The 24,903-nt window shown below is 38.7% G+C and carries 21 protein-coding genes, 1 tRNA gene and 1 pseudogene; 16 read left to right on the top strand and 7 right to left on the bottom strand.

What is annotated here, in order from left to right; translation table 11 throughout:
• Positions 1 to 11 precede the first annotated feature (11 nt).
• The 3 genes from AA0X95_RS20635 (at position 12) to glnA (ending at position 3,195) form a co-directional block, all read left to right on the top strand.
• Entirely contained in the window at positions 12 to 1,283 is a 1,272-nt protein-coding gene (locus AA0X95_RS20635; RefSeq protein ID WP_413301141.1) for an aminotransferase class I/II-fold pyridoxal phosphate-dependent enzyme, read from the top strand.
• Between the two features lie 135 nt (positions 1,284 to 1,418).
• Positions 1,419 to 1,820, top strand: a complete 402-nt coding sequence (locus tag AA0X95_RS20630; RefSeq protein WP_413301139.1) for a MerR family transcriptional regulator — start codon at positions 1,419 to 1,421, stop codon at positions 1,818 to 1,820.
• Positions 1,821 to 1,860: 40 nt separating this feature from the next.
• On the top strand, positions 1,861 to 3,195 hold the full coding sequence (glnA, locus tag AA0X95_RS20625; protein ID WP_413301137.1) for a type I glutamate--ammonia ligase: 1,335 nt from the start codon (positions 1,861 to 1,863) through the stop codon (positions 3,193 to 3,195).
• A 73-nt stretch (positions 3,196 to 3,268) separates the two neighbouring features.
• Here glnA and AA0X95_RS20620 read toward each other — a convergent pair whose 3' ends face one another.
• Together AA0X95_RS20620 and lexA are read right to left on the bottom strand one after the other, a co-directional pair.
• Entirely contained in the window at positions 3,269 to 3,553 is a 285-nt protein-coding gene (locus AA0X95_RS20620; RefSeq protein ID WP_413301135.1) for a DUF4257 domain-containing protein, read from the bottom strand.
• Between the two features lie 204 nt (positions 3,554 to 3,757).
• On the bottom strand, positions 3,758 to 4,381 hold the full coding sequence (gene lexA / locus AA0X95_RS20615) for a transcriptional repressor LexA (RefSeq protein WP_335530778.1): 624 nt from the start codon (positions 4,379 to 4,381) through the stop codon (positions 3,758 to 3,760).
• Between the two features lie 157 nt (positions 4,382 to 4,538).
• Between lexA and AA0X95_RS20610 the strand changes: the two genes are divergently transcribed.
• The 9 genes from AA0X95_RS20610 (at position 4,539) to AA0X95_RS20570 (ending at position 13,193) form a co-directional block, all read left to right on the top strand.
• Positions 4,539 to 4,865 carry a LysM peptidoglycan-binding domain-containing protein gene (locus AA0X95_RS20610; protein ID WP_413301133.1) on the top strand — a complete coding sequence of 109 codons (327 nt, stop codon included), beginning with the start codon at positions 4,539 to 4,541 and terminating at the stop codon, positions 4,863 to 4,865.
• Between the two features lie 13 nt (positions 4,866 to 4,878).
• Positions 4,879 to 5,526 (top strand): recombinase family protein, encoded by a 648-nt coding sequence (locus AA0X95_RS20605; protein ID WP_413301131.1) that lies wholly within the window; start codon positions 4,879 to 4,881, stop codon positions 5,524 to 5,526.
• A 76-nt stretch (positions 5,527 to 5,602) separates the two neighbouring features.
• Positions 5,603 to 5,833: a DUF896 domain-containing protein gene (locus AA0X95_RS20600; protein WP_413301129.1), complete on the top strand. Its 231-nt coding sequence runs from the start codon at positions 5,603 to 5,605 to the stop codon at positions 5,831 to 5,833.
• Between the two features lie 176 nt (positions 5,834 to 6,009).
• Positions 6,010 to 8,016: a transketolase gene (tkt, locus tag AA0X95_RS20595; protein WP_413301127.1), complete on the top strand. Its 2,007-nt coding sequence runs from the start codon at positions 6,010 to 6,012 to the stop codon at positions 8,014 to 8,016.
• Between the two features lie 232 nt (positions 8,017 to 8,248).
• A complete protein-coding gene (gene sirA / locus AA0X95_RS20590; RefSeq protein WP_308080078.1) occupies positions 8,249 to 8,689 on the top strand; it encodes a sporulation inhibitor of replication protein SirA in 441 nt (146 codons plus the stop codon).
• Between the two features lie 73 nt (positions 8,690 to 8,762).
• On the top strand, positions 8,763 to 8,978 hold the full coding sequence (locus AA0X95_RS20585; protein ID WP_307288731.1) for a YneF family protein: 216 nt from the start codon (positions 8,763 to 8,765) through the stop codon (positions 8,976 to 8,978).
• A gap of 135 nt (positions 8,979 to 9,113) precedes the next feature.
• The gene (locus AA0X95_RS20580) at positions 9,114 to 9,425 is read left to right on the top strand and encodes a hypothetical protein (protein WP_413301125.1); all 312 of its coding nucleotides are present in this window, start codon (positions 9,114 to 9,116) and stop codon (positions 9,423 to 9,425) included.
• Between the two features lie 221 nt (positions 9,426 to 9,646).
• Entirely contained in the window at positions 9,647 to 11,398 is a 1,752-nt protein-coding gene (locus tag AA0X95_RS20575) for an ABC transporter transmembrane domain-containing protein (RefSeq protein WP_413301123.1), read from the top strand.
• 1 nt (position 11,399) lies between these two features.
• On the top strand, positions 11,400 to 13,193 hold the full coding sequence (locus AA0X95_RS20570; RefSeq protein WP_413301121.1) for an ABC transporter ATP-binding protein: 1,794 nt from the start codon (positions 11,400 to 11,402) through the stop codon (positions 13,191 to 13,193).
• A 72-nt stretch (positions 13,194 to 13,265) separates the two neighbouring features.
• Here the strand turns inward: AA0X95_RS20570 and AA0X95_RS20565 are convergent, their stop codons facing one another.
• Positions 13,266 to 13,442, bottom strand: a complete 177-nt coding sequence (locus tag AA0X95_RS20565) for an aspartyl-phosphate phosphatase Spo0E family protein (RefSeq protein WP_308080070.1) — start codon at positions 13,440 to 13,442, stop codon at positions 13,266 to 13,268.
• A gap of 271 nt (positions 13,443 to 13,713) precedes the next feature.
• On the opposite strand from AA0X95_RS20565, the gene AA0X95_RS20560 reads away from it, so the two are divergent.
• Together AA0X95_RS20560 and AA0X95_RS20555 are read left to right on the top strand one after the other, a co-directional pair.
• On the top strand, positions 13,714 to 14,421 hold the full coding sequence (locus AA0X95_RS20560) for a cytochrome c biogenesis CcdA family protein (RefSeq protein WP_413301119.1): 708 nt from the start codon (positions 13,714 to 13,716) through the stop codon (positions 14,419 to 14,421).
• A gap of 125 nt (positions 14,422 to 14,546) precedes the next feature.
• The gene (locus AA0X95_RS20555) at positions 14,547 to 15,011 is read left to right on the top strand and encodes a CcdC family protein (protein WP_413301117.1); all 465 of its coding nucleotides are present in this window, start codon (positions 14,547 to 14,549) and stop codon (positions 15,009 to 15,011) included.
• A gap of 443 nt (positions 15,012 to 15,454) precedes the next feature.
• On the opposite strand, the gene AA0X95_RS20550 is transcribed toward AA0X95_RS20555, so the two are convergent.
• Positions 15,455 to 15,886 (bottom strand): DUF2621 domain-containing protein, encoded by a 432-nt coding sequence (locus tag AA0X95_RS20550; RefSeq protein ID WP_413301115.1) that lies wholly within the window; start codon positions 15,884 to 15,886, stop codon positions 15,455 to 15,457.
• 248 nt (positions 15,887 to 16,134) lie between these two features.
• Here AA0X95_RS20550 and AA0X95_RS20545 point away from each other — a divergent pair.
• Positions 16,135 to 16,231 (top strand) — tRNA-Sec (locus tag AA0X95_RS20545).
• A 309-nt stretch (positions 16,232 to 16,540) separates the two neighbouring features.
• On the opposite strand, the gene AA0X95_RS20540 is transcribed toward AA0X95_RS20545, so the two are convergent.
• From AA0X95_RS20540 to AA0X95_RS20530, 3 genes and pseudogenes are all read right to left on the bottom strand, one after another.
• The gene (locus tag AA0X95_RS20540; RefSeq protein ID WP_413301113.1) at positions 16,541 to 17,641 is read right to left on the bottom strand and encodes a GerAB/ArcD/ProY family transporter; all 1,101 of its coding nucleotides are present in this window, start codon (positions 17,639 to 17,641) and stop codon (positions 16,541 to 16,543) included.
• Positions 17,629 to 18,732 carry a Ger(x)C family spore germination protein gene (locus AA0X95_RS20535; RefSeq protein ID WP_413301111.1) on the bottom strand — a complete coding sequence of 368 codons (1,104 nt, stop codon included), beginning with the start codon at positions 18,730 to 18,732 and terminating at the stop codon, positions 17,629 to 17,631. The genes AA0X95_RS20540 and AA0X95_RS20535 overlap by 13 nt, the downstream gene beginning before the upstream one ends.
• A pseudogene (locus AA0X95_RS20530) lies at positions 18,729 to 20,138 on the bottom strand (spore germination protein); the annotation flags it as partial. The gene AA0X95_RS20535 and the pseudogene AA0X95_RS20530, both read right to left, overlap by 4 nt.
• A gap of 510 nt (positions 20,139 to 20,648) precedes the next feature.
• Between AA0X95_RS20530 and AA0X95_RS20525 the strand changes: the two are divergent.
• A complete protein-coding gene (locus tag AA0X95_RS20525; RefSeq protein ID WP_413301109.1) occupies positions 20,649 to 24,779 on the top strand; it encodes a S8 family serine peptidase in 4,131 nt (1,376 codons plus the stop codon).
• Positions 24,780 to 24,903: the final 124 nt, after the last annotated feature.

The following is a 24,903-nucleotide window of genomic DNA, read 5'->3' as shown; positions in this document are numbered from 1 at the left end:
GGAGTAACAACATGTTTCAACAGTTAAAAAATGGGGAAAAACTTCAGCCGATTGTAAAAAGAGTGGAACAACAAATTGCTGAAATACATAAACAAATTGATGAACGAATTGAAACGAATCAATTTGCTGTATTAAGAAGCTTTCAAAAGCACCGTGTGGGGGATTCGCATTTTATTCCTTCGACAGGTTATGGATACGATGACATCGGCAGAGATACCCTCGAACAAGTGTATGCGGATGTATTCGGCGGTGAAGCCGGCCTCGTTCGCCCGCAAATTATTTCCGGGACCCATGCAATATCGATTGCGTTATTCGGTGTCCTTCGTCCTGGAGATGAACTTCTCTATATAACTGGTAAGCCGTACGATACTTTAGAAGAAATCGTTGGGCTTCGTGGGAATGGAGTAGGGTCATTAAAAGAATTCGGGATTTCCTATGATAGCGTGGCACTAACTGATGTGGGTGGAATGGATTGGTCGGCCATTGCAGCAAAAATCAAATCGAATACTAAAATGATCGGAATTCAGCGCTCAAAGGGCTATGCAACAAGACCGTCATTTACTGTTGCGGAGATCGGGGAAATGATTCGTTTTGTAAAAGAAATCAAACCGGATGTTGTTGTATTTGTTGACAACTGTTATGGAGAGTTCGTTGAAGAAATGGAACCTTGCCATGTCGGAGCGGACTTAATGGCTGGTTCTCTCATTAAGAATCCTGGCGGCGGGATTGTTAAGACGGGCGGCTATATTGTTGGGAAAAAACAATGGGTGGAAGCATGTTCTTATCGGATGACCTCACCTGGAATTGGAGCGGAGGCGGGTGCTTCTCTTTATAGCCTTCAAGAAATGTACCAAGGGTTCTTCCTTGCCCCGCATGTAGTAGGTCAGGCGTTGAAGGGTGCTGTGTTTACTGCTGCGATGTTAGAAGAATTAGGTATGAATTCTTCACCGAAGTGGAATGCGAACAGAACAGACTTAATCCAATCTGTACAGTTTGACGACCGTGATAAAATGGTTGCTTTCTGCCAGGCGATCCAATTTGCTTCTCCTATAAATTCTTATGTTACACCGTACGCAAGTTATATGCCAGGATATGAGGATGATGTCATTATGGCGGCGGGGACGTTTATCCAAGGAGCTAGTATTGAATTAACAGCTGATGGTCCAATCCGACCTCCGTATGTGGCATATGTTCAAGGCGGATTAACGTATGCCCATGTGAAGATGGCCGTTTGTCTTGCTGTTGACCATTTAGTTGAAAAAGGATTAATTGAATTAAATTAGGGGAAAATAGGACAGCGATTAGTTGTCCTATTTTGTTTTGAAAAAACCATGTAAGAAAACCTTACATATGATTGACAATAAATCTAACACGAAATATAATAGCAATATGATTTAACAAAAGGGAGGAGAAATTTGGTGAGTGGAAAGGAAATTCGCCGTTCCATGCCACTGTTTCCCATCGGAACTGTCATGCAGCTAACGGAGCTTACAGCTAGGCAAATCCGCTATTATGAAGAGCACCAATTGATTTCTCCAGCAAGAACCGAGGGGAACAGGCGTCTGTTTAGCCTTAACGATATTGATAGGCTTCTAGAAATCAAGGATCTAATTGATCAGGGAGTCAACATGGCGGGAATTAAGCAACTCTTTGCGGTTAAACAGCAGCAAGCAGAAACACTAGGAAAGCAAACGGAAAAAGCCAAGCGAGAGCTTACAGATGAACAACTTAGGAAGCTACTCCGAAACGAAATGATTCATTCAGGAAGAAACAATCGATCCACATTGCGTCATGGCGATATGTCTCGGTTCTTCCATTAAAATCTACTAATTTCTTTTTAAAAAAATTGGGGGTATTAAAATGGCAAAGTATTCAAGAGAAGATATTCAACGACTGGCAAAAGAAGAAAACGTGAAATTTATCCGTCTTCAATTTACGGATATTCTTGGAACTATTAAAAACGTGGAAATTCCAATTAGCCAATTAGAAAAAGCACTTGATAACAAAATGATGTTTGATGGTTCATCTATCGAAGGTTTTGTGCGTATTGAAGAATCTGATATGCTGTTATATCCAGATTTAAGCACTTGGGTTGTTTTCCCTTGGACAGCTGAAAAAGGAAAAGTAGCTCGTTTAATCTGTGACATCTATACTCCAGAAGGAAAACCTTTCGAAGGTGACCCACGAAATAACCTAAGAAGAGTATTAAAGGAAATGGAAGAGTTAGGATTCACTAACTTTAACCTAGGACCTGAACCAGAATTCTTCTTATTTAAATTAGATCAAAAAGGTGAGCCAACATTAGAATTAAACGACCAAGGTGGCTATTTCGACTTAGCTCCAACAGATCTAGGTGAAAACTGCCGTCGTGATATCGTTCTTGAACTAGAAGAAATGGGCTTTGAAATCGAAGCATCACACCATGAAGTAGCTCCAGGACAGCACGAAATCGACTTTAAATATGCGGATGCATTAACAGCATGTGACCAAATCCAAACATTTAAGCTCGTAGTTAAAACAATTGCACGTAAGCATGGTTTACACGCGACTTTCATGCCTAAGCCATTATTCGGTGTAAATGGATCAGGAATGCACATGAACTTATCATTATTTACAAATGGTCAAAACGCATTCTACGAGCCAACTGGTGATTTAGAAATGAGCGATACAGCTCGCCAATTTATTGCAGGTATCCTAAAGCACGCACCAAGCTTTACAGCTGTAACTAATCCAACTGTAAACTCTTATAAGCGTCTTGTTCCTGGCTACGAAGCACCTTGTTATGTAGCGTGGTCTGCAAGAAACCGTTCACCATTAATTCGTATTCCAGCATCTCGTGGACTAAGTACTCGTGTTGAAGTACGTAGCGTTGACCCGGCTGCAAACCCATACCTTGCAATGGCTGTGCTTCTAAAAGCTGGTCTAGACGGAATTAAAAACAAGTTAACTCCTCCAGCTCCAGTAGACCGTAACATCTATGTTATGAGCAAGGAAGAAAGAATTGAAGAAGGTATCGTTGATCTTCCAGCAACATTAGCACAAGCGCTAGACCAATTAAAGTCTAACGAAGTAATTGTAGCTGGTCTTGGAGAACACATCTTCGAACACTTTGTAGAAGCAAAAGAAATTGAGTGGGATATGTTCCGTACAGTCGTTCACCAATGGGAACGCGATCAGTACATGAGCATGTACTAAAAACAAAAAACAAAAAACCTTAGCGCCATAATCGGGTGCTAAGGTTTTTTACTATCCTAGAGCGTAACAAGTTTTATTTCTCACCTTCTTGGCTTACCATTTTAAATCTATTTAAGACTGTATCACCGCCGATGCCAGCAATGATTGAAAAAACAATGATTTCTACCAATGAATTAGGCTCTGTGTACAAAACGAGGAGAAGAGAGGCGACCGCGCCTAGAAGCAATTCTTCTAGAAAACCCAGATAAATGAACTTTTTTGTTTTCCTTGGCATGATGATTTTACCGTGTTTCCGAACATGTCCAACAACTCCAACCAATCCACCAATTGCTACAGAGAAAATAATGTCCCATAACACTGTTTCTCACACTCCTTAAGCCGTTTATTTTTTGGACCTAAGGTAAATCTTGGTGTATTACTATTATATTAAAGTACTGTACTAATATCATGAGTAAATATACTGAATTTTCAATATATTAAACATAATAATGTATATTATTGAAATTTTTCCCAATATATAGAACAAAAAGAGCTGCACCAGTTGGGTGACAGCTCTTTTGTATTAATGGATATGTCGGTAGACACCTATTACTTTTCCTAAAATGGAGACATTCCGTAGAATAATAGGTTCCATTGTAGAGTTTTCTGGCTGCAAACGGATATAATCCTTTTCTTTAAAGAATCTTTTACATGTTGCTTCGTCTTCCTCTGTCATGGCTACGACAATATCACCATTATTAGCCGTTGGCTGTTGTTTAACAATGACATAATCTCCGTCAAGAATTCCTGCTTCTATCATACTTTCACCCATGATTTCTAGCATAAATACATGTTCGTCGGCTGGTGCCAAGCTTTCAGGGAGTGGGAAGTACTCCTCGACATTTTCGATTGCTGTGATTGGTAAGCCTGCCGTAACTTTCCCAACTACTGGAACGTTGACAACCTTATTTCTCGGAATATGTGCAGCTTCATCCGCTTCTAATATCTCAATGGCTCTTGGTTTGGTAGGATCCCGTCTAATAAGACCTTTGCTTTCAAGTCGTGCTAAGTGACCGTGAACAGTTGAGCTGGATGCAAGTCCAACAGCTTCGCCGATTTCTCTAACAGAAGGAGGATAACCTTTGCTCTTGACCTCTTCTTTAATGAAATCCAAGATATCCTGCTGCCGCTTTGATATTTTTACCATAAAATGCACCTCGCCTGGTTAATGTTGTCTTTATTATAGCATGTTCGCCTATTTTATACAAACATAAGTTCGAAAATGAAGTTGACAACAAACAAACGTTCGTACTATAATGAAAACATCAAAAGAGAACATATATTCTTATTAGAGGTGTAATACTATGAAAAAATTATGGAACCAATACTCCTATGCCATTACTCTTATTCTGTTAAGCTGTTCAATTGCTATTATTCTATCCTTCCAATACCACTCAAATGAAGAGGAGCAGTTTATAAAAGTAACAATCTCTGAAGGGGATTCCTTATGGAAAATTTCTGACCAATACTCTACACAGCATTCGTTAACAAATAAAGAATTTGTGGGATGGGTAAAAAAACATAACAAAATTGTAAATGATCAAATCTTTCCTGGTGACGAAATTATCATTCCTGTCAGTAGAGATGACTCTTCCTCCACAACGGAACTAGCTAGTGCGCCGGGAAATTAGTTAGGGAATATATATGAAAGCAATTATTTATTGTCGTGTTAGTACGAATAAAGAAACCCAGGAAACCTCATTGGAACGTCAGGAAGAAGAACTAATCAAAATGGCGAATAAGCATCAATTCGAAATTGATATAATTATTAAAGAACAAGCAAGTGGCTATGATTTTGATCGTGAGGGCATACTACAGGTATTAGATCGAATAAAAGATAAACAGGTTCATGCTTTACTAATTCAGGATGAAACACGTCTTGGACGAGGTAATGCGAAGATTGCCCTTTTACATTGCATTTTAAAGGAAAACATCAAGCTGTATTGCATATCCCATAATGGCGAATTACAACTTTCCGAATCAGACTCAATGGTTCTTCAGATTGTCAGTATGGTCGAGGAGTACCAACGAAAGCTTCATAATGTGAAAATTAAGCGAGGAATGAAACGAGCGGTTGAACGGGGATATCAACCACAACATAACCTAAGAAATCTTGGAGAATCTTCAGGCAGGGATAAAATTGAAGTTCCCATCCAAGAAATAGTTAGGATGAGGAATAATGACATGACTTTTTCTGAAATTGCTGCAACATTAAGAGGTTTAGGACATAGTATTTCTAAAGCTACCGTACATAGAAGATACCAAGAATATATAGAAGCACAAAATGAGTAGACCTTTTGCCTTGTCAGAAGGTCTTATTTTTAGTAAAATCAGATGTCAGACAACTAATAGAAAGGGAGGTTATTGAATGCTATCAAAAGAGAAAATGGCCAGAATAAATGAGCTTGCCAGAAAATCCAAATCAACTGGATTAACTGAAGCAGAAGCAAAAGAACAATCTAAACTAAGAAGTGAGTATTTAGCAACTTTCCGTTCAAGTATGCTTGATACATTAACTAATACAAAGTTCATCGACCCAGAAGGTAATGATGTAACACCTGAGAAAATTAAGGCTAGAAAGAAAAATACACTTCATTAATAAATCGGAATACATTTTGTATTCCCTTTTTACATATACAAACAATTAATGTGTCAAAATAAGAAACAAAATGCCTTTTGGCTCTTATTTAAATGCTTTTTGTTGAATTAAAAACATCGGCAATATAATATTAATGATGTATTTAGTATCCTAGTGATTAAGAAAGGATGTAATTCATGTTTAATACTATTGATGATTTATCTGTTACCTCAATTCGAACGCTTTCCATTGACGCTATCGAGAAAGCAAACTCAGGCCATCCTGGAATGCCGATGGGTGCGGCTCCAATGACTTATACATTATGGACTCGTTTCATGAATCATAACCCAAAGAATCCTAAATGGTTTAACCGTGACCGTTTTGTTTTATCTGCAGGTCATGGTTCAGCATTGTTATACAGCATGCTTCATTTATCTGGCTATAACCTATCAATGGATGACCTTAAGCAATTCCGTCAATGGGGAAGTAAAACTCCTGGACATCCAGAGTATGGTCATACAGAAGGTGTAGAAGCAACTACTGGTCCACTAGGGCAAGGGATCGCAATGGCAGTAGGTATGGCAATGGCGGAGCGCCATGTTGCAAGTGTTTATAATAAAGAGAATTATGAATTAGTCAACCACTTTACATATAGTATTTGCGGTGATGGAGATTTAATGGAAGGTGTATCAGCTGAGGCTGCGTCTCTTGCTGGTCACTTAAAATTAGGTCGTTTGGTTGTTCTATATGATTCAAACGATATTTCATTGGATGGAGACTTAGATAAGTCTTTCTCTGAAAGTGTTAAAGACCGTTTCCTTTCATACGGATGGCAATATCTTCGTGTAGAAGATGGAAATAATCTGGAGGAAATTGCAAAAGCACTTGAAGAAGCTAGAAATGATCTAGACCGTCCAACTATGATTGAAGTTAGAACCGTTATTGGTTTCGGGTCACCGAACCGCGCTGGTACTTCAGGCGTTCACGGATCTCCACTAGGTGCTGATGAGCTAAAGCTTACTAAAGAAGCTTATAAATGGACATTCGAAGAAGATTTCCATGTTCCTCAGGAAGTATATGATAACTTCCAAAAACTTATCGTTGAAACAGGCGAGAAGAAGGAAAAAGAATGGAACGATCTTTTTGCACAGTATAAACAAGAATATCCTGAACTTGCTACTCAATTAGAGCAGGCATTAAACAATGAATTACCTACTGGTTGGGATAAGGATATCCCAGTTTACAGTGAAGGAAAGAGTCTAGCAAGCCGTGCTTCATCTGGGGAAGTACTTAATGGAATTGCGAAAAACCTTCCTATATTCATCGGTGGTTCCGCAGACCTTGCAGGATCTAACAAAACGATGATTAAAGGATCAAAAGATTACATGCCAGGTTCCTATGAGGGACGTAATTTCTGGTTCGGTGTTCGTGAATTTGCAATGGGTGCTGCTATGAACGGTATGGCTCTTCATGGTGGTATAAAAGTATTTGGTGGAACATTCTTCGTGTTCTCTGATTACTTACGTCCAGCTATTCGTTTAGCTGCATTAATGGGATTACCTGTAACCTATGTATTTACCCATGACAGTATTGCGGTTGGGGAAGATGGACCAACACACGAACCTGTTGAACAACTTGCAGCATTACGTGCAATGCCAGGATTATCAATTATTCGTCCTGCAGATGGAAACGAAACAGCTGCAGCTTGGAAGTTGGCTGTTGAATCCACAAATAAGCCAACTGCACTTGTTTTAACTCGTCAAGATCTACCTACATTAAAAGGTACTGATACAAATGCATACGAGGGAGTTTCAAAAGGTGCTTATGTTGTTTCTCCATCCGAAAGGGAAACTCCAGATGCGTTATTATTAGCAACTGGTTCTGAAGTAAGTCTTGCTGTTGAAGCTCAGCAGGCATTAGCTGGTGAAGGAATTCATGTTTCTGTAGTAAGCATGCCTTCATGGGATCGTTTTGAACAGCAATCTCAGGAATATAAGGATTCTGTTCTTCCAAAGAACGTGAAAAAACGTCTTGGTATTGAAGTGGGTTCATCGTTCGGATGGCACAAATATACTGGCGACGAAGGCGATGTTCTTGGAATCGACATGTTCGGTGCTTCTGCCCCAGGTGAGAAAATTATGGAAGAATACGGCTTTACTGTAAGCAACGTAGTTGCTCGTGTGAAGGCTATGTTACAAAAATAAAAAACAAGTGTAAGGGAACAGCTGCTTAAGCTGTTCCTTTTTTTTTACAATTTCTTGAATATTTCACTTTAACAGAAGGAATGTACATATTTTCTACCGAATTCATAGTAGATTTGTTTAGAAATCTGTTTATCGACAAAATTAGTGAAAGTTTTTGCCGCCGAAAGACAAATGTTTTGAAGATGTTTTTTTATAATAGAAAAAAGGGGAATCAACGAAGGAGAGAACCGTAGTGAGAAAATATCAGCTATATTTAATAGAAGATGAATTTGCGGCCCATTACTTCGGAAGAGAGCGACTATTTTTTCAGCTTTTTCAGGAACATCAACATGCTGTTGGCGAGCTAAAATTTATAACTAAAAAACAAATTTCATATATCACAAAAAGAGTTGAAGTCTTAAAAATTCATCAGTTAATCCAGAAACAGCTTGGAAAAATTAAGGGATTTAAAGCTGACCATGGTGCATACACGATTGAATTGAGTGGAAAACTAAGTACGGCAAAGGTTGAAGTGTTTCAGGACTTGATAACAGTTGAAGCACAAGGAAGCTATGAAGCGGAGACGGCTTTTTTTGAAGTGCTTAGAAAATGTGAATCATCCTTTTTAGCTATTGACCTTGAACATCAACGGTATGGCTGGTTAAAACCAATTAAAGAAAGAAAATTTATCTAATTGAAACGAGATATTGTCTTATCTCGTTTTATTTAGTACACTGTATGATAGACAACATGAAGGAGGAAGTTTAATGGGTATGTACATTCTAGTAGGTATACTAGCATTAGTAGCTGGTGTAGCACTAGGATTTTTCATTGCTCGGAAGTATATGATGAGCTATTTAAAGAAAAATCCGCCAATTAATGAGCAAATGTTAAAAATGATGATGATGCAAATGGGTATGAAGCCTTCACAAAAGAAGATCAACCAAATGATGTCAGCTATGAACAAGCAACAATCTAAATAATTGGACAAGCATATTTAAACCACTTTTTTCGGTCGGAAACGAAACCGAAAGGGTGGTTTTTTTATTTTTAAAAGTAGCAGGAACCACTTATTATTATGTCTAACTATTTATTTAGAGATAGGAGGTGGTACAGCTATGAGTCAGAAAGTCATTGAAGGTTTAGATAACGTGGTTGTTGGTAAAAATGAATGTCTATATTGTGAGACGGATATTCAATATGTGGCGATTGTTCGAGGAGAAAATGATGTAGAAGAATTAAAAAAGCAGTATCCGTTTTGTGAATTGACTGATCATGTATTACCTTTAAGCAAAAAAGTAGTTAGCAATGTCCTAAATAAGGAATCTCAACAAATCGTTGATCTCGAAGTTATCGTCAAATGTCCAACTTGTCATGCCAACAACAGATTTAATAGTTATCTAAAACTAAGAAAATGGGTTAAAGAATAATCCATCATTTATTTCCCAAGTGCTATCATTTTATAGTTAATTTGTTGAAGTACTCTATTTTAGAGTACTTTTTTATATGGATAGTCAAATTAACTAAATGTTTATTATTTTATAAATATTTGATAAAATAGAAACCTCGGGAATAAACTTCTTCGCATTTCGTAATAATTTTTACCATTTGCAGAAGGTGTGTCACTTTAAAGTGTTTTGGGGGCGGTTGAATGAAAGTATTTTTAGAATTAGGCTGGTTTTTTAAGCAAGAGAAAAAAGCGTATATTTCAGGTATTGTTTTATTAATGCTTGTCGCAGTACTGCAATTAGTGCCGCCAAAGATTATCGGAATAGTTGCTGACCATATTAACGAAGGGACGATGACAAAGGGGATCCTAGTTCAGTGGGTACTGGTTCTTATCGCGGTAGGGATTTCGATGTATGTCCTACGGTATTATTGGAGGATTCGAATTTTTGGTTCAGCGGTCAAACTGAGTAAAATCTTGAGAAATCGTTTATATCATCATTTTACAAAAATGTCGCCTTCTTTTTATCAAAAAAGCCGGATTGGAGATCTCATGGCACACGCAACCAATGACCTATCTGCCATCCAGCAGACGGCGGGAGCGGGGGTGCTGACCTTAGTCGACTCCCTGTCTACTGGTGGCTTCGTCATTATTGCCATGGCCTTTACAATCAGCTGGAAATTAACTTTGATTTGTTTAATTCCCATGCCCTTCATGGCCATGTTAACCAGCTGGTTTGGATCGATGCTACATAAGAGCTTCTATAAAGCCCAAGAAGCATTTTCTTCATTAAACGATAAAACACAGGAAAGCATCACTGGAATTAAGGTCATCAAAACGTTTGGGCAAGAGCAAGAGGATATTGAAGACTTCCGCAAACAATCAGAAGATGTGGTGCAAAAAAATATTATTGTGGCTAAAATCGACTCACTATACGACCCTACGATTTCAATTATTGTGGGAATTTCCTTCTTTTTATCCATTGCCTTTGGAGCGAAGTATGTCATCAATGGGGAACTAACAATAGGGGAGTTAATTTCGTTTACTACCTATCTAGGATTATTGGTTTGGCCGATGCTTGCGTTCGGCTGGTTGTTTAATATTGTTGAACGGGGCAGGGCCTCTTATGATCGTGTGAAAGCACTACTGAGTGAAAACGTAGAGATAACGGATTCGGAAGAAGCGTTGGATATTGTGCCATTTGGGGATATTCATTATCAAATTGATGAATTTACGTATCCGGGGGAATTGAGACCTATTTTAGAAGATGTGGACTTTAGTCTATCTTCTGGCGAGACACTAGGGATTGTAGGGAAAACAGGATCAGGTAAAACAACTCTGCTAAAGCTGCTGATTAGGGAGTTTGAAGGATATAAGGGGGACATTCTTTTCGGTGGAGAAAAGCTGCAAAATTACAAGCTAGAAAAATTGCGGGAAGCCATTGGCTATGTCCCACAGGATCATTTCTTATTTTCGGCTACCGTTGCCGAAAATATTGCCTTTACGAATCCTGCAGCATCGGAACTTGAGGTAAGAAATGCGGCGAAATTAGCCAATATTCATGAAGATATCCTTCAATTTACGGATGGATATCAAACGATTGTTGGAGAACGCGGTGTGTCTTTATCGGGAGGACAAAAACAACGGATATCCATAGCACGTGCTCTCTTGATGAATCCTGAAGTATTGATGCTCGATGATTCATTATCTGCCGTAGATGCAAAAACAGAGGAAGCAATTCTCACGTCACTAAGGGAGAATCGTGAGGGAAAAACAACGATTATCACTTCCCATCGTTTAAGTGCTATTCAACACGCCAATCTCATTCTTGTTATGGATGAAGGAAGAGTGATCGAACGCGGTACGCATGAGGAATTGATGATGAAAGATGGATGGTATAAGGAAATGTATTTACGCCAACAGCTAGAAGAGTTGGTTGAGCATGGAGGGCATTAAAATGGATGATAAAATACAATTATCAGAACGGGAACAAAGAAAAATTTTATTTCGCCTTCTTTCCTATACTAAACCACACCAGAAAATGATCAGTGTTGCTTTTACCTTATTATTACTAACAACGATTGGAGATATCGTTCTTCCCATTATTGTTAAAATATTTATTGATGACTATTTAACACCAGGTAAGCTCGAGTTTCAGCCGTTACTCGTCCTTGGTTCTATTTATATGGGCATCCAAGTGGTAAAAGCGATTCTGCTATTTTTTCAGTTTGTTAAATTCCAAGAGATCGCTTTATATATTATCCAACAGCTTCGCATTGATGTTTTTTCGAAGGTACAATCACTAGGCTTAAGATACTTTGATAGAACGCCAGCAGGAAGCATTGTATCAAGGGTAACGAATGATACGGAAGCGATTAAGGATATGTTTGTGACTGTTCTAGCGACTTTTATCCAAAGTGGATTTTTGCTTACAGGAATATTCATTGCCATGTTTATTTTAAATGTAAAACTCGCCTTAATGTGTGTCATTATTATTCCAATATTACTATTTGTCATGAACTTGTATAGGAAATTAAGCTCGCGTTTCTATCTTGATATGCGTGAACGACTCAGCCAATTAAATGCTAAGTTAAGTGAATCTCTGCAGGGAATGTCAATTATTCAGGTATTTCGTCAGGAGAAACGTCTTCGTGACGAGTTCGGTGAAATCAATGAGAAGCATTATAATGCAGGGATGAAAAACATAAAGATTGATGGATTGCTGTTACGACCAGCTATTGATTTGATTTATACATTTGCCTTGATTCTTGTCTTAAGCTATTTTGGCTTTACTTCTTTTCAGCATAGTGTGGAAATTGGGGTCATCTATGCGTTCATCAATTATTTAGACCGTTTCTTTGAACCGGTTAATCAGATGATGATGAGGCTCTCCTTGTATCAGCAAGCCATTGTAGCTGGTTCACGAGTGTTTAAATTATTAGATGAGGAAGATTTAGCTCCTGCCCAGAAGGAAGAGAAGACCCTATCGATTGAAGAAGGAAAGATAGAGTTTAAGAATCTAAGCTTTTCCTATGATGGAAAAAGGGATGTACTAAGGGATATTACTTTTACAGCAAATCCAGGTGAAACGGTCGCTCTTGTCGGGCACACAGGAAGCGGAAAGAGTTCAATTATTAATCTAATGATGCGATTCTATGAATTTGAACGCGGTGAAATTTTGATAGATGGGTCCTCCATTCGTGAGTTTACGAAACCTGAATTAAGGGAGAAGATGGGGCTTGTATTACAGGATCCGTTTTTGTTTTATGGGACAGTAAAGGATAATATTCGGCTACATAATGAAGGGATGACGGATGAACAAGTTGAACAAGCGGCAAGGTTTGTTCAGGCTCATACCTTTATCGAAAAGCTGGATGATGGATATACCCATAAAGTGGTGGAAAGAGGGTCTACTTTTTCAAGCGGCCAACGGCAGTTAATTGCATTTGCCAGGACCATTGCCGCCAATCCAAAAATATTAGTTCTAGATGAAGCAACAGCTAATATTGATACGGAAACAGAGGAAGCTATACAAACGGCTTTGGCGAAGATGCGAAAAGGCCGTACCACCATCGCCATTGCCCACCGATTATCGACCATTCAGGATGCAGATTTAATCCTTGTGCTTCATCAGGGGGAAATCGTGGAAAGAGGTACTCATCAAGAGCTTTTAGCTTTGGGTGGTTTGTATCACAAGATGTTCCTGCTGCAAAATGGGGGCGTGGAACGTCTAGAGGATGTCGTAAATTAATAGAAAAAGCCTGGCATTTATTGCCGGGCTTTTTTCTTGTAAGTGGGCCTGTTCTTTTGTTGGAGCTTGTCTCTAGCAAGCCGATGATGGAACTTTCTTTATATATACTCTATTATATTCATTTAGAAGATGATCAAGTTCCTGACTATAGCGAATTGCCACGGAGGAAGACAAGCCGTTCGTTATCGCGACTTGAATTAATTCAGCACGTTTTTTTTCAATTAATGTAATTAATTCTTGTTTAATCACGGCCGATGTCCTTTCCGGAGAAACTCCTAGTTTTGGTGGTAGTTTAATACAAGTCTACCAAAATGACATTGTTTTACTAGTATAACCTATAATGTAAATTACTTCAAAGAGATTTGTAAATAAATATCCAACATTTTAGGTGCTAGTTGGAAAAAGTAAATAGATTTTGAAGCGGTGGTTTAGCGACACAAAATATTCATGTTTAATCATTATCTTTTGCAGAAAAGATTTGTTAGAATGAAGAAGTATCGACTATAGTGGGAGTGTTAATATGACGGATATAAATATATTTTTAGCCCTGGGTGCTGGATTCTTGAGTTTTATCTCACCATGCTGTTTACCGCTTTATCCCGCATTTTTGTCTTATATCACGGGCATGTCTGTTGGGGAATTAAAAACTGAAAATGCTATGCTTCAAAAGCGAAGTCTTCTACATACGATCTTTTTCCTTTTAGGGTTTTCAGCTATTTTCATAGCAATTGGTTTCGGTACGTCTTTTATTGGACGCTTTTTCTATGAATACAAAGATTTAATTCGCCAGCTTGGTGGTATTTTTATCGTGTTATTTGGATTAATGATTGTTGGTGTATTTAAACCGGAATTTTTGATGAAAGACCGGAAATTAGAGTTTAAAAATCGACCATCTGGATTTATCGGTTCCGTTCTAATTGGAATGGCTTTTGCTGCTGGATGGACGCCGTGTACAGGTCCCATTCTATCATCAGTTATCCTGCTGGCGGGATCGAATCCTGGATCAGGTGTTTTGTATATGACAGCCTATTCCCTAGGGTTTGCCATACCATTTTTGATTTTATCTTTCTTTGTTGGAAGGATGCAATGGATTCGCAAAAACAGCGGCAAGATTGTGAAAATCGGTGGTTACATTATGATTGCCATGGGTGTTATACTTTTCTTTGACTGGATGACAAAAATCATTATCGTCTTCCAAAGCATGTTTGGCGGCTTTAGTGGATTCTAAGATTTGTAAAATTTAACTGATGTAGTTCAAAAATGGATGCAGATACAGTGAAAATATTTTTTCATTCGTGATCATTTAAGCTATAATGGGGAAGTAAATAATTAGATAAAGGAAGATTGAACCCAATGAACTACGTTGTTGTTTCTTCAATCGGTGCAGTCTTTATGGGCTTTTTCGTATTGTTCGTTCGTATGAAAGCAGCAAAGAAACCTGCAAATGTAAAAAAGATTATTCTACCACCTGTTTTCATGTCCAGCGGGGCCTTGATGTATGTGGTACCAGAGTTTCGCTTAACCCCTATGGAAATTTTAGAGGCCGTAATCGTCGGGATGCTTTTTTCTATCTTACTAATCAAAACCTCCAAGTTTGAGGTCCGTGACAACGATATTTATTTAAAACGATCAAAGGCATTTGTGTTTATCTTAGTCGGCTTATTAGTTGTCCGTCTTGTGGCAAAATCGATCTTGAGCAGCACCATTGATTTTGGCCAGTTAAGCGGAATGTTCTTCCTGCTCGCCTTCAGCATGATTGTCCCATGGCGAATCGCGATGTATCGATCTTATATGAAACTATATAAAGGGTTAAAGTGAAATTAAAAACTAGTAAAACACTGATTCGTTATGGGTCAGTGTTTTTTTTTATAGATAGGCTCTGTTGTAACTGGATGTTGTATTCACAGTGTTTAAAAAATAAAGGGAAAAATTCCCCTTAAATTGGGAAATACCCTTATTTCCTTAAAAATAAGGGTATTTTTTCCCTTTATTTAATCCAAATCGATGGATTTTGTCTTATTTTAGAGCTGTTAAGGGGAATTTCTCCTCTTATTTCTGCTTATTAAGCTTACTTTTATACAATAGAGGGAATTACTCCTCTTATGATTCTCATACCTACACGAAAATCAACAATGAATGATAACAGACATCCATGCAAAAGTATTTGCACATCCATGAATGAAATAACTGCTAAAAGTTATCCACAGTTATTCAGGGTAAAGTCTATTGATATAAAAAAAACCGTTCATTAGCTGAACGGTTTAGAATAAATGCTCGTACGGCTTTACATCAATTCGATTTTCAAAAAGCTTTTTACGTAAAAATTTATGATCTCTTTTTGGTGTTGCTTGTATGTAGCCACGAATGACGAGTTCCTCAGTAATTTTCTCAGCTTTTTCATTAAGCGCGAGCTCACCAATTTTTCCAGCAATCTTATGACGGGCTACATCGCGGAAAAGTTCAGGAACAGGACTGACTAAATCCTCAAGCAGTGCCTTTTCTTCAGTGCCCCATAGGTGACGCGTTTCATTTACATAATGTTCTTCCCAATCCATAGTCGACTTGCCATCTTCTTTAGGCATCTTTTTCAAAAACTTACGGAACATAAAAAATCCGCCGATTGCGAATGAACCTACTAGAAAAACGACCCAAAATAGAATAAACCATAAAAACCAACCGCTCAACTGCTGCATTCTATTCACCTACAAAAACTATTTTTTTCATCTTATTATAGACTTTTTTTTGACGGGCTGACAAGTATTCACCACAAATGCATGAATTTAGATAAGACAAGTCAAGAATTCTTAAAGCTTGTCGAAAAGGTGACAAATATGCTAATTCTATTGATTAATACTATATTCCATTGTATTATGATTACAAATGATAGGAATGGTTAAGAGACTGTTAGTCATAGTGAAAACAGCTTGTAGCCTACATCTATGGGGCTGAATGGGGTACTGGTGTCCTCCACAGTCTTCAAAACTGCTTGAGACCTGCGTGCCAGGTCTGGTGGGTTCGATTCCCACGCAGTCCCGCCAACGTTCTTACTCCCGCAAGGGTTTGACGGTGATTGTTGCCGTTGATTGTAGTCGGTGATTGACCGTTAACTTACACAGTTTCAGCCCAGTCTAAGCGCAAGACTGTAAAAGACTGGCGGTTAAAACTGTATTGATAGTTGCCTAAAACTGTTCGTCCTCTTACGCTATTAATTTTGCGGAAGGGGATTTTTTATTTATGCGGAAAGGTTTATCACGACGGTCCACTTGGTCCATCTCTAAATTCTCTTGTATCACATTTTGCCTGTTTAGGTTCTGTTTCCTTTAATTATCATCGAGTGAATGAAATGGTCAGTGAGACTTCTGAAATCGTTTGGTTATCCATAACATTACTAGCAGCAGAAATGGCAGTAGGATTTGCATTGGAATATGCAGATAGATCGGTACGAACCGAAGGCCGACTTCTAAATGCTGGATGATGTTTTGTGAAAACGTAAACGAAAGGAGAAATACCAGAATCCCAGCAAGAAATAAATGCCATAAACGCTGCTTGAGACGGAAGATCTGCCGAAATCCTTGAACCCCTGCATAGAGGAAGATCGAGAATTTTATGTATCCCCCCAACAGGTTCAGGAGCACTGCAATGATTTCCAAATGCTGAAACACTTGTAGAAAAGTGATTATCTCCACCGATTTAACGAATGGAAAGATAAAGAATGAGGCCAGTTCAGGACTCATGATGCCAATAATCATTACTCCTGCCAAGACAAGCAGCAAGGCGGTGATGCAGACTGGTACCCAAGCATATCGCATAAGATTTTGATGGTCGTTGCTGTATGGAAAGATCATCATAAACACAATGAGTTCTCCAAATGGAAAGGTGATCCCTCTCGGAAACACCGATTTCATAACTTCCTTCCACCCTGATTGTAAGAAGGGTGTGAAGTTTTGAATCTCAAATTGGGGGGAAAACAAGCCGAACACAATCAGGAACAAAATCATCACGACGCCAAACAAAAGAAAAAGCAAAGCACTTCTTCCAATGGCTTCGACACCCAGACGTAAGGTATAAAGCACGGCAAGTAAAAACGTGAGGATTATGACCCAGTTGTCGGCTTGATGAAACAAGACAGTGCTAATGAAAAAGGAGAAATCACGAACCACTCGTGCTGCAATATAGAGAAAATAAAGGCAATACAAGAGACCGAGAATGCTGCCGATGGCTTTTCCAAATCCCTTTTCTAATAAGGATATCAGATTGTCCCAACCTTGCAGTCGATGGAGGTAAAGGTAAACATATAACAATGCGCATCCAAATCCAGCAGATAACAACTGAGCGATCCAAACATCCCGGCCTAATGTAAAATCCATGCCGACGACAATCGTGGTGCCTACTAAAAATAACGTCATCATAGCCATTATTTCGTGATTGGATAACTTTACTTGTTCCATGACTTTCTTCCTTTCTCCTCATTACGAGTCTCTCCTACTTCTGTCAATTTAACATTCACATGCGTATGGACCGGGATCTTTGAATAGATCTTCGTCCATGAAGGTGCCATGCTTTTCCATAAATCAGGCTCCGTTTTGTACAGCACCTCACCAAATCCGATGAAATCGGCATGGTGTTTTTGGGATGCTTTGATAAATTGGCTGAACCGCGATTCCATATCTTTCTCCATCTGATGTTCAAAGGTTCGCAGTGTGGAGAGTTTGGAAAGTTTTCCTTTGCACGATTCATCCTGCAGACTGGCATTGATCCTCACCATTACCTCTAAGTGAGGTTTTCTAGCTATTTTTTTCATACGGATGCGCGGACGGCTCCCTTCGTTCCGCCAGTTTAGGTTGCCGTCAGGACCAGGGCAATGAGTCACAAAATTGCTATTTTGTGATTTTCCGTTCAATAAGGCGAGTATTTGGGTTTCTTCCGACGAAAGAAAATAAGAGAATCGTTTGTTTTGGAATACACCTACTCCTTCCAAAGATAAAATCGCTTCAGGGTGAGTGCGTTCGATGTTTTCTTTGCTGGCCCCTTTCTCAATATTACCTTTAACCACTATATAAGGAATGGTCAATTCTTTCGTGTTTTTAAGCATCGTGGTTTTGGCTGTTTTAGGTTCCGAATTCTGCAAATTCCCCCATAAAGGTTCTGTGTTTTTTAGCATCTCAACTAAACGGATACTCGACATTTTTTGAACAGGTGTAATAATTTGCATCATTTCTGATGGTGTGGTGTTTTTCGAGATGACCATCTTAATTACAGTTGGAAACGTCGGTTCCCGTAGTGAGTAATCAATGAGATGTAAGAACCCCTTCGATTTGGCCAACTTTTCACTGATCACGATAATCTGAGCATTTTGCAAAAAGGTGGGGCGTGCTAGATATTTGCTGATTTTCCCGATCGCTTGTGGAATCGATTCACCGGTTTGTGTGTAGATATAGTTCCCTACGATGAATTTGTGGCCGATCAAGGCCACAAACGCACTGATTATGAGAATTAAACGGAAATGGGTTTTGATTCCTTTGCGGCGGTTCTTCTTCATGATTTACGCTCCGTTTTTTCCATCGTTTCTTCCTTAGTGAAGGTGGATTCATCGTTGGTAATCTCATCCAGAGCCAAGCGGAAGAGCCCGTCTTTTTGGTCATGCGCAACAAATGGCGCAAAAGGGGAGAAATATGGAACGCCAAAGGAACGCAAGGAACATAAATGAACGATCAAGACCACCGTGGCTAACGAAATCCCATATAATCCAAGAAAGGCTCCAAGAAAAATCATCATTAAAGTGACGAATTGAAAAGAGTTACGCATATCCAGTATCGGTGAGACGCTAGAAAGAATATAGGAGGCACTTAACACCACCAGCGTTACCGGTTGGACTAATTGTGCTTCTACCGCTGATTGACCGATTGTAATAGCGGCAAACACTGAAATGGTCACAATGATGTTTTGGGGCAGGCGGCTCGAACTTTCAAAAATGGCGACTATAAGGTAAAAGATCAAGACGGCCTCTAAAAATGTAGGCAGCGGGACATTTTCTCGTTGTGATACAAATCCAATCATGAGTTTCACTGGGAGAAAGTTGGCGTGGTAAGTGGTGAACACCACGTACACCCCTGGTAAATACACCGACAACACAAAGAATATGAAACGTAGTAACCGACCCGAACTATACGTACGCTGAGGAATATAATAGTCTTCAGGGCTTTGGAAAAATTGAATGAACACGGCCGGGGCCACCAAGGCATAAGGAGAGCCATCGACTAGAATGGAGACTTTACCCTCTAAAATTTCAGCGGACACCACATCCGGCCGATCAGTACTAAGTATGAGTGGAAAGGGGCTTTTCGAATCTTTCGTAAGCATTTCTTGGATATAATTCGCTTCCAATACTGCGTCTAACTGTATGTTTGAGAGTCTGGTCTGAATTTCCTTTAAAACATCTTGATCGACAATTCCTTCTATATAGACTAAAGACACGTCTGTTTGGGTGTTGGTTCCAATCCGTTCCGTGGAGATACGTAGCTTGTTGTTTTTTACAATTTTACGAACGAGTGACACGTTGCTGCTACGGTTTTCTGTAAAACCTATATCCGGCCCTTTTACGACCCGCTGACCAGTAGGGTTTGTGATATTGCGCCCCTGCCATTTAGTCGTATCCGCAGATAGGCAGGAATATGTCCCTTCCAGCAAGACGAGTGTTTTCCCGCTAAGGAGAGCTTCTTCTATGGCAGGCATTCCCTGTATCTTTGAGACAGCTTTTGTACGGATGACAGAGGTAGACAGATACACAAGCAAGTCATCTGGATCTATCCGGGATTCATAGGTGCGGTCCATGATTGGGTCTAAGACCGTGGCCTGTACGAAATCGGAATCGACGGTATCCTCAATCAACAAAATGGAGGCTTGGATTTCAGCCCCAGCAAGTAGAATCTCTCTAACTAAAAGGTCAGAGCTGTGGCGAGTGCCTCTTGAATCTGCTGGACCTGCTGGGCAATGGTTTCGCTTTCCTTTTTGTAAGTTGACTTCATGAACTCACCCCGTTTTTTCCAAATGGATAGGATTATTGTTCCTCTCTGCTTTCACTTTTATTCTTTTTTGAAATCCGACTGGTATAGGAGCTTATCAATTGAATTGTGGAGATACACATTGAAATTCTAAATACATTATGGATTCTGACAATGACACGTGGTTATCAGTTTTATTAAAATTTAACTAATTCTAAATTTTTAGATAAAAGGAGTTATAAGAGTACGGATCTTATAAAGCACAATATTTCGTTGATGGTGGTCAGCGATGCGGAACGAACAATTACTATTATTTATGTGAATCCCTATAAGATTACTAGAATAATTGATATGCACTTCCGATTTGTAAGATCCGCAATATCCTGGAGGGGAGGTGGTTTAGTACTAATTTATATCGATTAAATTAAGTAATTAAGAAGAGGGAGAGAAAAAATTGAACAAGAAAAAGAAATTTCTTAAAAAAGCTGCAACCATTGCGTTAGGGGTAGGCTTGGTTTCTAGCAGTCTATCAACTACATATCTACCTTCACCATTTAAAGTCAGTGCTGACACAAAATCAAATGCAGAAACTATATTAGCTAATTTAACTCCTGAGCAAAGACAAGCCTTAAATCAGCTTTCTAGCAATGATCAATCTGGATTGTTTCTACATTCAAAAGTGAATCTTGAAAGTTCGAACAATGTTTCGGTTATTGTAGCATTTAAAAACAAACCACACAAAGTTGCTGTTTTAGAAGCTGCCGTTCAAGGTAAAAGCTTGTCTGATAATCAAGCAAAAAGTAATATTGATGCTGATCATACAACTTTTAAAAATCAACTCAAGACTACTTTTAAAACTAAATCAGACGGAACTTATAAAATTAAGCGTGAATATAAAAATGCATTTAATGGAGTAGCGATAGAAGTACCTGCAAATAAACTAAAGGATTTAATGAAATCAACTGCAGTACAAGCAATTTATAGTGATACAACTGTAACTTCAGAACTTCCAATTGAAGGAGCAGAATCTTCTGCAACAAAGCAAGGTCAAGGAATGGCTGATGAGCGTTCTTTCTTACAAATCGATAAATTACATCAAGAAGGATACACAGGTAAAGGTGTAAAGGTGGCGGTTCTTGATACAGGTGTTGATTACAATCATCCGGATTTAAAGGCTGCTTATAAAGGTGGATATGATTTCGTTGATAATGACAGTGATCCGATGGAAACGACGTATGATGATTGGGTAAAAGCAGGGAAGCCAGGAGGAAATTCAACTTCCTATGTTACCAATCACGGAACGCATGTTTCTGGTACGATTGCGGGTCAGGGAAAAAATGAGAGTGAATACGCAACTACTGGAATTGCGCCTGAAGCCGATTTATATGCTTATCGGGTACTTGGCCCAGGGGGCAATGGAGCTTCAGAAGGAGTCATAGCCGCAATTGATCAAGCAGTCGCTGACGGAATGGACGTTATAAACCTTTCCTTAGGGGCTAATTATAATGACCCCATGTTTCCTACAAGTATCGCGATTAACAATGCAGTTCTAAGTGGTGTAACAGCAGTGGTCGCCGCAGGGAACGCAGGTAATAAAATGTATACGTTAGGATCTCCTGGTTCTGCAGCTCTAGCATTGACAGTAGGAGCAAGCAGTGTTCCGATTACAACTGTATCAGCGAAAGGATCTATTAACAATGTATCTGTAGATTTACGGTTAATGGCAAGGGGCTATACAGATGACATAATGAAGTTAAATGGACAAACATATTCTATCGTAGATGTAGGGATTGGAAGTAACTATACAGGTAAAGAAGTGAAAGGGAAAATTGTTCTTATTAGCCGGGGAACCTATACAATGGACTCTAAAATTGCGCTAGCTAAGCAGCAAGGTGCTGCAGCTGTTCTTATGTATAATGACAATGCAGCAGAAGGACATATTCCAACTTACTTTGGAGAAGGAGTAAATTTCATCCCATCGTTCTCATTATCGAATGCGGATGGACTCGCGTTGAAACAAAATCTACAAACAGGCTCTGCTAACTTTACTTTTACAGACATGAGTGATTTGAAAACAAATGGAGATACATTGGCAGACTTCAGCTCTCGTGGACCTTCACGTGTGACGTATGACATTAAACCAGAAATTACGGCACCAGGTGTTAGTGTGTTATCAACTGTTCCAGGGTTTATTAATAATCCAATTGATCCGACTGATTATAAAAATGCATATCAGCGTATGTCAGGAACATCGATGGCTACTCCATTTACATCCGGTGTTGCAGCATTATTATTGCAGGCACAACCTGATCTACAACCTGAAGATGTTAAGTCAATCTTAATGAATACAGCAGATCCATTAAGCAAACCATACAGCGTATTTGAACAAGGTGCAGGACGTGTGGATCCATATGAAGCAATCCATTCTACTATTAAAATCAAAGTGAAAGATAAAACACCGACGATTATTAATGGAAGAGAAAAACAAATTAAAGAAGATACAGGTGCAATCAGCTTCGGCAATTTAGTATTCAATGGAAAAGATATTAAAGATTCTCGTTCTATATCAATTGAAAACAAAGGAAATGAAGACAATACATTTGATGTAAGCGTAACATTCCAAACGGATTTAAGAGAATCGAAAGATGCAGCGAAGAATGGTGTAGAAATAAATACGGTTGATTCTTTTAAAGTACGAGCAAACAGTAAGGTAGTTAGAAATGTAACTCTTTCGATTCCAAAAACAGCTGAAAAAGGCATTTACGAAGGATATGTTGTGTTTACAAACAAAGATAACCCATCCGAATCATATCGAATCCCATTTGGAGCACATTTTGTTGAAAAAGGATTCCAAGATATGAGTCTTGATCGCCAATCGATGTCCTCGGATCGAAATAATTTAGCAGCTCCATTGTTTTATCCATTTGTTTGGGCGGAATTCTCGATAAAGTCCCACATGAGATACATCGATGTAGTAGTTGCAGATGCAACGACTGGGGAGGATTTAGGGATTGCAAATGCATTCGATGGCATAGGCTATTCTGAGGGTACACAATACCATATTCAAGCTTTCGGGGGATATTACTATCCTTTTACGAATGACGCAAATAATCCGATTGACATGAAAGCTGTTTTAGCCAGTGCTGGTCACTACAACCTAAAGCTTATTGGATATGATGATGATGGTAAATCACATACAATATCACAAGATTTGTTCGTCGATAACACGATGCCCAATCAATTCGATGTTCAAGTAGAAGGAGAAAAAGCAGGAAGTCCATTTATCGAGTATAAGCCAGATCAACAAACCATTCCATTCACTGCTTCGATAAATGATAAAGTAGTTGATGTCATGAAAGCGGCTGGTCTAGATGCGGATCAATCTCAAAACACTATAGGGTATTACTTTAATAGTCCCTGGTTAACTGGCGAGCTTTCACTAGACAAAAATGGAAATGCAAAAGATGAAATTGCCATGAAACCAAACTTATCGGTGTCAAATGTTCGATTTGTAGGGGTTGACCAAGCTACAAATGCTTATGGTCAAAAGCAATATTTATTTGTAAAAGAAGGAACACCATATGTCTATGGGCAAGCGAATATTGCAACGAGATTAAACCAAGTTAATGCACATATTGGAGATGAAATTACAGTAACACTAACTGCCAACAATGTGAACAAATTAAAGCAAGCTAATTTCAGCTTTACAACGAATACGGCTGATACGAATATTGTAAATATTGGGCTGAATCCTGCGGCACAAAAACTTGGGGGACAACTAAATGTAACAACAATAAATCCATCGAGTACAACAGTTAAATCAAATGTTAATGTTACATTTGATGGTGTTCAAGAAGTATCAGGTGATCTTCCAATGGTTGATGTGACGATTAGAATACCAGACATGAAAGATATTAATCCAAAATCTAGTTTTAGTAGTGTCACCTCAACATTTACAAGTATAGATAGCTCAGTGACAAATCCATATACGGTTATTACACCAATTTATATTCTTCCAAATTTCTCTAGTGTCATTGGCTATATCCATGCTGAGGGACTAAAAGTAAATGGAAGTTGGGATTATTCTAGGGATTATACAAAAGTTGATGCAAATGTAACGATCCAAGATAGTAAAGGTAAATATTATCAAGGAACAATGGATAAAATTGGCCAGTTCTATACTACAGGCTTACCAGTTACAATTGAAGAATTCACTGTTATCGAAGACATTCCTGGTCACTTTACAATGTATAATAAATTCACTAATGCATATAACACAATGGATGGTGTAATGTATGGAATTAGTAAGAGACTTGGAACAGAAACGGTCGACACAGCTGTTGCTGGAGACGTAAATAAAGATAATGTAATCGATATTATGGATGCATTAGCGATTCAAACATATTTGGGTACAAATAAACGCTCAGCAGATATCAATTTTGATGGAATAGTTGATTCGAAAGATTTTGCATTCGTTGAAAAGAATTTCTCAATTCAAAACCCAACAGTTAAGGATACTCCAAAACCAATAAAGCAATATAAAGGTAAAACACTTACGGATATTAAGAAAGAGATAGGGATTTAGTAAAATAATAACAATCATTAACAATAACTACCTGTTTCTAATTTTTTGAGACAGGTAGTTATTTTTGTATCCCCAGGATAAGCGTTTGGTCTTTGATATTATGAATCATTTAGCGTCCCGAAAG

The organism is Neobacillus phoenicis (assembly GCF_047302305.1).
GTDB lineage: Bacteria > Bacillota > Bacilli > Bacillales > Cytobacillaceae > Neobacillus.
Note: the sequence above shows the minus strand (reverse complement) of the source record. Positions and strands in the feature narration are given on the sequence as shown.

Bases quoted from the DNA above. Each gene is read 5' to 3' on its own strand.
- AA0X95_RS20570 (WP_413301121.1), top strand. From the start codon at position 11,400: ATGGATGATAAAATACAATTATCAGAACGGGAACAAAGAAAAATTTTA.
- AA0X95_RS20560 (WP_413301119.1), top strand. From the start codon at position 13,714: ATGACGGATATAAATATATTTTTAGCCCTGGGTGCTGGATTCTTGAGT.
- AA0X95_RS20605 (WP_413301131.1), top strand. From the start codon at position 4,879: ATGAAAGCAATTATTTATTGTCGTGTTAGTACGAATAAAGAAACCCAG.
- AA0X95_RS20600 (WP_413301129.1), top strand. From the start codon at position 5,603: ATGCTATCAAAAGAGAAAATGGCCAGAATAAATGAGCTTGCCAGAAAA.
- AA0X95_RS20635 (WP_413301141.1), top strand. From the start codon at position 12: ATGTTTCAACAGTTAAAAAATGGGGAAAAACTTCAGCCGATTGTAAAA.
- AA0X95_RS20555 (WP_413301117.1), top strand. From the start codon at position 14,547: ATGAACTACGTTGTTGTTTCTTCAATCGGTGCAGTCTTTATGGGCTTT.
- glnA (WP_413301137.1), top strand. From the start codon at position 1,861: ATGGCAAAGTATTCAAGAGAAGATATTCAACGACTGGCAAAAGAAGAA.
- lexA (WP_335530778.1), bottom strand. From the start codon at position 4,381: ATGGTAAAAATATCAAAGCGGCAGCAGGATATCTTGGATTTCATTAAA.
- AA0X95_RS20585 (WP_307288731.1), top strand. From the start codon at position 8,763: ATGGGTATGTACATTCTAGTAGGTATACTAGCATTAGTAGCTGGTGTA.
- AA0X95_RS20575 (WP_413301123.1), top strand. From the start codon at position 9,647: ATGAAAGTATTTTTAGAATTAGGCTGGTTTTTTAAGCAAGAGAAAAAA.
- AA0X95_RS20535 (WP_413301111.1), bottom strand. From the start codon at position 18,732: ATGAAGAAGAACCGCCGCAAAGGAATCAAAACCCATTTCCGTTTAATT.
- tkt (WP_413301127.1), top strand. From the start codon at position 6,010: ATGTTTAATACTATTGATGATTTATCTGTTACCTCAATTCGAACGCTT.
- AA0X95_RS20610 (WP_413301133.1), top strand. From the start codon at position 4,539: ATGAAAAAATTATGGAACCAATACTCCTATGCCATTACTCTTATTCTG.
- AA0X95_RS20540 (WP_413301113.1), bottom strand. From the start codon at position 17,641: ATGGAACAAGTAAAGTTATCCAATCACGAAATAATGGCTATGATGACG.
- AA0X95_RS20550 (WP_413301115.1), bottom strand. From the start codon at position 15,886: ATGCAGCAGTTGAGCGGTTGGTTTTTATGGTTTATTCTATTTTGGGTC.
- AA0X95_RS20580 (WP_413301125.1), top strand. From the start codon at position 9,114: ATGAGTCAGAAAGTCATTGAAGGTTTAGATAACGTGGTTGTTGGTAAA.